At 38.7% G+C, this 5115-nt stretch carries 9 protein-coding genes and 1 tRNA gene; 5 read left to right on the top strand and 5 right to left on the bottom strand.

The window, feature by feature from the left end:
* Positions 1-125: 125 nt before the first annotated feature.
* Entirely contained in the window at positions 126-554 is a 429-nt protein-coding gene (locus HZA38_00955; GenBank protein ID MBI5414068.1) for a helix-turn-helix domain-containing protein, read from the bottom strand.
* 114 nt (positions 555-668) lie between these two features.
* On the opposite strand from HZA38_00955, the gene HZA38_00950 reads away from it, so the two are divergent.
* The 3 genes from HZA38_00950 to HZA38_00940 all read left to right on the top strand — a co-directional run bounded on the left by HZA38_00950 (position 669) and on the right by HZA38_00940 (position 2779).
* On the top strand, positions 669-1259 hold the full coding sequence (locus HZA38_00950; GenBank protein ID MBI5414067.1) for a VTT domain-containing protein: 591 nt from the start codon (positions 669-671) through the stop codon (positions 1257-1259).
* Between the two features lie 2 nt (positions 1260-1261).
* Positions 1262-1984: a glycosyltransferase gene (locus HZA38_00945; protein ID MBI5414066.1), complete on the top strand. Its 723-nt coding sequence runs from the start codon at positions 1262-1264 to the stop codon at positions 1982-1984.
* 132 nt (positions 1985-2116) lie between these two features.
* Positions 2117-2779: a hypothetical protein gene (locus HZA38_00940; GenBank protein MBI5414065.1), complete on the top strand. Its 663-nt coding sequence runs from the start codon at positions 2117-2119 to the stop codon at positions 2777-2779.
* Positions 2780-2933: 154 nt separating this feature from the next.
* On the opposite strand, the gene HZA38_00935 is transcribed toward HZA38_00940, so the two are convergent.
* From HZA38_00935 to HZA38_00925, 3 genes are all read right to left on the bottom strand, one after another.
* On the bottom strand, positions 2934-3116 hold the full coding sequence (locus tag HZA38_00935; GenBank protein MBI5414064.1) for a hypothetical protein: 183 nt from the start codon (positions 3114-3116) through the stop codon (positions 2934-2936).
* A gap of 18 nt (positions 3117-3134) precedes the next feature.
* Positions 3135-3284: a lmo0937 family membrane protein gene (locus tag HZA38_00930; protein MBI5414063.1), complete on the bottom strand. Its 150-nt coding sequence runs from the start codon at positions 3282-3284 to the stop codon at positions 3135-3137.
* A gap of 286 nt (positions 3285-3570) precedes the next feature.
* Positions 3571-3641, bottom strand: a tRNA-Ser gene (locus HZA38_00925).
* A 352-nt stretch (positions 3642-3993) separates the two neighbouring features.
* On the opposite strand from HZA38_00925, the gene HZA38_00920 reads away from it, so the two are divergent.
* Both HZA38_00920 and HZA38_00915 read left to right on the top strand, forming a co-directional pair.
* Positions 3994-4308, top strand: coding sequence for a type II toxin-antitoxin system RelE/ParE family toxin (locus HZA38_00920; protein MBI5414062.1), 315 nt, complete (start codon positions 3994-3996; stop codon positions 4306-4308).
* Between the two features lie 23 nt (positions 4309-4331).
* Complete coding sequence (locus HZA38_00915) at positions 4332-4613, top strand: helix-turn-helix transcriptional regulator (protein ID MBI5414061.1); 282 nt, start codon at positions 4332-4334, stop codon at positions 4611-4613.
* Positions 4614-4746: 133 nt separating this feature from the next.
* On the opposite strand, the gene HZA38_00910 is transcribed toward HZA38_00915, so the two are convergent.
* On the bottom strand, positions 4747-5115 hold a 369-nt coding region (locus HZA38_00910; GenBank protein ID MBI5414060.1), incomplete at its 5' end, for a hypothetical protein.

Raw genomic sequence — 5115 nt, 5'->3', positions numbered from 1 at the left:
CATCAAAACAGATGACAGGGCGTTTGGAGTCGTACGGTTCGGCATAAAGACCGAGAAGAGAATACATTCTTGATATGTACTCTTCATCCATTGTCCCGATGCACCACATTTTTTTCAGCCAAGGCTTATATCCGTTTTTTTAACATCAGACGAACGCTTTCCCTGCTGATTGTTTTGCATCCGTTTTTACCAGAGCGCATCTTCTCTGTCAGGAGTCCAATGGTCCATCGTTCCCTGCCTCCGGGAGCTTCACTGCAGGCAATGGCTGTCAGTTTTGCCTGATGGTCGGTACTGAATCGCCTTGGCTGACCGGGTCTCGGGCTCTCCTCAATGGCCTTTTTCACGCCTCCTTCGGTATATCTCTTTTTGATTCTCCAGATAGTATCGGCCGTGACCTCTAGAAATTCGGAAATGTCTTTTTCACGCTTGCCACTGTGGCACAAAAGCAGAATATTGACACGGTTTGTTTCACGGAGCGTCCGACCTTTTCCCCCTTTAAATTTCTTTAAAAACAGGATTTCATCGGAACTCAATATTATTTTTATTTTTTTCATGACATAAAGTTAAAGTGATTTTTGTGACACTTCAATCTTATATCTGAAAATTAATTTGTCAATATACTACATTCTAATTTTGCTTTTACGATACGTTTCTCTCATTTTTCAGAAATGATACTTTCCATATTTACAAATATCATTGTCTCCCTTAGCAGTTTTAAATATCTCGTAATTTTTTTTGGAGCGTTCTTTGAAGGTCCTGTGGTAATGGTAGCAACCGGGTTTTTATTGCGACTTGGCTATTTCCCATCCGTGATTTTGGTTTTACTTATCCTCGTATCAGGGGATCTCCTTGCTGATGCTATGTGGTACAGTATCGGCTATCTCGGGCTTTCACGCATCTTTCACAAATTTGGCGTTTCTCGTCCGATACTCCAGAAAACAAAAGAGCTTTTCCGGAAGCATGAAGATCTCATTCTGCTCATCTCAAAAGTCACAATGGGGTTTGGATTTGCGATTCCGCTTCTCGTAACTGCAGGGATAATGCATGTTCCCTTCAGAAAAGTGTTGTTGTATAATCTCATCGGAGGCCTTCTTTGGACGAGCACATTGCTCGCTATTGGGTACTTCTTTGGGAATGTATATTCGCTCATAGATGAAAAATTTCAAATTATTTTTGTTGCTGGTTCTTTCATGATTTTCCTCGCTACCCTCTATTCAGGAATCCGTTATATTCGTAAACTTACGCTTAATAATAATTGACTATGATTTCCATCATCATTCCTACTCTCAATGAAGAGAGCGTTCTCGAACGTACCCTTAAAAATCTCAAACAGGGGAACTCCTTCCCGTTCGAGATAATTGTGTCCGATGGAAAAAGTACTGATCGAACATGTGAGATTGCGGAACAAAATTTCGTACGCGTAGAGAAATATACCGGACAAAAACGCCAAACAATTGCTGGCGGGAAAAACTTAGGAGCACGTGTTGCGAAATATGATTATTTTCTGTTCCAAGACGCTGATGTCATTATTCCTGACCCCGAACAATTTTTTTGCCGAACTGTAAAATTTTTTGAAAATGAACCAGAGTTGGTCGGCATCACTGTTTCGTTACGCGTCCTCCCAGAATACGAGACAATTTTCGACCGCTTCATGTTTAAGTGTATTAATCTCTTGTTTATTTTTCGAAATAATATACTGAGACAGGGAGCTGCAAGTGGAGAATTCCAAATGATCAAACGTGACGCTTTTTATAAACTCAATGGATATAATGAAAAATTGGTAGTAGCGGAGGATATCGATATGTTTGCACGCCTCGCGAAGATTGGCAAAACGCGAATGGTACAAGAACTTACGGTTTTTCACACAGGCCGACGCGCTCATAAAATTGGTTGGCCACGGCTTTTGATGACTTGGTGGATAAACGCCTTCTCCTTATTTTTTTTCAAAAAATCTGCCTCTAAAGAGTGGAGATCAATTCGGTAAGATTTGGCTTTAGAAGTTTTATAAAGAAAAATAAAAAAAAGGTTCTGTTCCTACGTGTTTTCCATATATATTTCGGTTATTATGTTTTCAGATAATTCATCGGCAAATTCGTTCGAGCAGATTCCTCCTGAAATGCGTTCCCACAAATTGCACAGGTGTGATTTCTTCCATTCACTTATTTGGAGTGCGCTCTTCCTTGCTTTTAGTCTTGTTGTAAATTTTTATGCGGCGATTTATGCAACAGAAAGTGCCAGTAATTCGGTAACAGACATTATTCTTAGCAATATTCGTATTTTCGATGTGGATACGATTTTTGTGTATGGTCCATTAATTTTTATCCCATTTGTCCTTATTTTGCTTCTTCGAAAGCCACAAGAAATTCCTTACACACTCAAAAGCGTCAGCCTTTTTGTGCTTATTCGTTCAGCGTTCATTACTTTAACGCATATTGGTCCGTATCCAACACCCGTTGTTGAATTTTCAGATATCGCCCGATTTTTTATTGTTGGTGGTGATCTTTTTTTCTCTGGGCATACGGGATTACCATTTTTAATGGCACTGATTTTTTGGGAAAACTTCAGATTGCGTGTGTTTTTTATCAGTATAGCCATTTTTTTTGGGATTATTGTTCTTGCAGGTCATTTGCATTATTCCATTGATGTTCTTGCGGCTTTTTTCATTACCCATACGATTGATCATATCGCTGAAAAGTTATTCAAAAAAGATCGTGAAATGTTTTATCACGGAATACAAACTGAAGAGAAAATTTTTGAGGGTTCACCCCAGAAGAGTTGAACCATTCGTTTTCCCTATACTCGGCGAAGTGTTTTGCACTTCACCACTACATTAATCTGGTTTTGCGTCGAAGTCCAGAAGACTTCGACGAGCGGAGGAAAGAGCGCGATAATTTCACTCTGTACAAGTAGAGAAATAAAATCCACCATCAAAATTACATACGATCAATAGCTGTTTTATCAGCACTTGCCTTCGTATCGATGGCTCTTTTGTCGGCCCCAGCTTTCGCAACAATTGCCGCTTCTGCGGCAGTTTTTCCTCTATCAATTGCCGCTTTTTCAGCCGCCGCAGAATTAGCGATACCAGCTTTGAGAGCTGCTTTTGCAGTTACATCCATATAATAATAATTAAAGAATTAAACTATTTTATTTCCACGAATGATCCTGAGGAGCAAGACCACAATTGCTATGACTAACAAAAAATGTATGTATCCTCCCAAGGTGTAGGAACTCACTAATCCCAGCACCCATAATACGAGGAGGATTACGAAAATTGTCCAAAGCATAAATTTTGTGTTAAAGAATAAGCACAGAGCAAATTCAATACTACGCCTCTTTATTCTGAATAGATAGTGGCTAATGACAGAACTCTGTTCTGCGACCACAGAAACAAAATAACATTTTGGTTCGGCGGAGTTCCTTTCACTTCGTTTCAGGAGACTCCGCCGGGGGAAGGTTCAACTCTTTTGAGTTGAACCTTTCGTTTCTATAGCACCATAAATTACGATTTGTTTGTTATGAAGAAGAGGAAATGTTGTGGAGCAATTTTTACGAAAATATTTTACTGCGCCCTGGTGGAGAGGACGGGAATCAAACCCGCTGACCCGGGTCTCAATCCCAGGCAGTGCATCAGCACCCTCCCCATAATCACCAGGGCATTTTTCATAATATCTGAAGAGTGAAGAATACAAAAAAGACCACTTCCTCGCGGAGTAGTCCTAATTGTTGAGACCCGGGTCTAACAGGAAAGTACTGTGTACTAACTTGGGCTCCACTATCATACAAAATCCTTGTTGAAAGTTCAAGAGGAATTTAGCATTTCTTCTCTTTCTTCAGCGCGAAAGTGTCGACGGACTCCGACGACAGAAGAAAACTGGCAAAAATCGACTTTACTCAGAGCTTCTTTATGAAGTTAAAAACGGTCATTTTTGCTTACTGCTCAATTTTTTCTAATCTTCATAAGAATTCTCTCTTTCTTCACTTTGCATTCATCTCATGGAAATAAGTTTTTTTAGTAAAAACATCGAAATCTTTATCGAAGAAATGGACGCTTTGACTATAGCAAAAGCTTTGCGTACTTTGGATCTTCTCGTAAAATTCTCAAACAAATTGAGCATGCCTCATAGTAAAAAGATTGAAAGAAATCTTTTTGAATTGAGAATAAGAGGAAAACAAGAATTACGAATTTTATACTGCTTTCATAAAAATGCTATTGTGCTTCTTCATGCCTTCATCAAAAAAACTCAAAAAATTCCTCAGAAGCACATTCTTTTGGCAAAGAAACGTTTAGATTCTCTTGAAAATACATAACATATACGTTATAATTTATCTGTATGAAAAAATATGCAAATTTTAAAAATCGGCTCCTAGAAGAGAAAGGGATACGCAAGGCTTATGATAAGCTCGCTCCTGAATTTGAAATTGCTCAAGCAGTTATTGAAAAGCGTCTTCAAAAAGGACTTACGCAATCTGCGCTTGCGCAAAAAGTGGGGACAAAACAATCTGCTATTTCGCGGCTGGAATCAGGAAATTACAATCCGAGCATTCATTTTCTTGAGAAAGTAGCAAAGGCATTAAACTTGAGTTTGACTGTTTCACTTTCAAACAGAATCTAACAGAAGCGGATAAATTACACTTCACCGCTCCATTAACTTTTGCTGGAACTGGCTTGTAGCCAGTTCCTAAACGTTTGGGACCCGCCTGCAAGGCGGCTCCCGCTAAAAGAGTTACCCCCTCGAAAGTGTGTTGTTACAGAGCCTTGGACTTTATCTCATCTGACATTTTCTCAATTTTTTCAATGAGTAACTCTTTCTTCGATTTTTCTCCTGAACGAATTCTTCGTTCCAACTCAAAAATATCTTCGTTACCATATTCAAGTGGCTTATATTTTCGGGGGAACTCAAATAAAATAAAATGTTCGATCAGCTCAAAGATGCTTATATAACAAATATTATCTTTACAGAATACGTAATTTAGATATTGTTTTCCAGATCTCATTGATTTTGGTCTTTTCTTTGAGTTCATGTGAGTATCCGCAACTCTTTCAAGAACCTGTTTTTCTGTTAAATTCGGCATTTCTTTTTTATTTTTCCAATATACTTCAAGATATTTTTTAAT

The organism is Candidatus Peregrinibacteria bacterium, from assembly GCA_016220175.1.
Taxonomy (GTDB): Bacteria; Patescibacteriota; Gracilibacteria; order CAIRYL01; family CAIRYL01; genus JACRHZ01.
The sequence above is the reverse complement of the archived record's forward strand: the minus strand, read 5'-3'. Positions and strand labels throughout refer to the sequence as shown.

Bases quoted from the DNA above. Each gene is read 5' to 3' on its own strand.
- HZA38_00920 (MBI5414062.1), top strand. From the start codon at position 3,994: ATGGAAATAAGTTTTTTTAGTAAAAACATCGAAATCTTTATCGAAGAA.
- HZA38_00915 (MBI5414061.1), top strand. From the start codon at position 4,332: ATGAAAAAATATGCAAATTTTAAAAATCGGCTCCTAGAAGAGAAAGGG.
- HZA38_00940 (MBI5414065.1), top strand. From the start codon at position 2,117: ATGCGTTCCCACAAATTGCACAGGTGTGATTTCTTCCATTCACTTATT.
- HZA38_00950 (MBI5414067.1), top strand. From the start codon at position 669: ATGATACTTTCCATATTTACAAATATCATTGTCTCCCTTAGCAGTTTT.
- HZA38_00930 (MBI5414063.1), bottom strand. From the start codon at position 3,284: ATGCTTTGGACAATTTTCGTAATCCTCCTCGTATTATGGGTGCTGGGA.
- HZA38_00955 (MBI5414068.1), bottom strand. From the start codon at position 554: ATGAAAAAAATAAAAATAATATTGAGTTCCGATGAAATCCTGTTTTTA.
- HZA38_00935 (MBI5414064.1), bottom strand. From the start codon at position 3,116: ATGGATGTAACTGCAAAAGCAGCTCTCAAAGCTGGTATCGCTAATTCT.
- HZA38_00945 (MBI5414066.1), top strand. From the start codon at position 1,262: ATGATTTCCATCATCATTCCTACTCTCAATGAAGAGAGCGTTCTCGAA.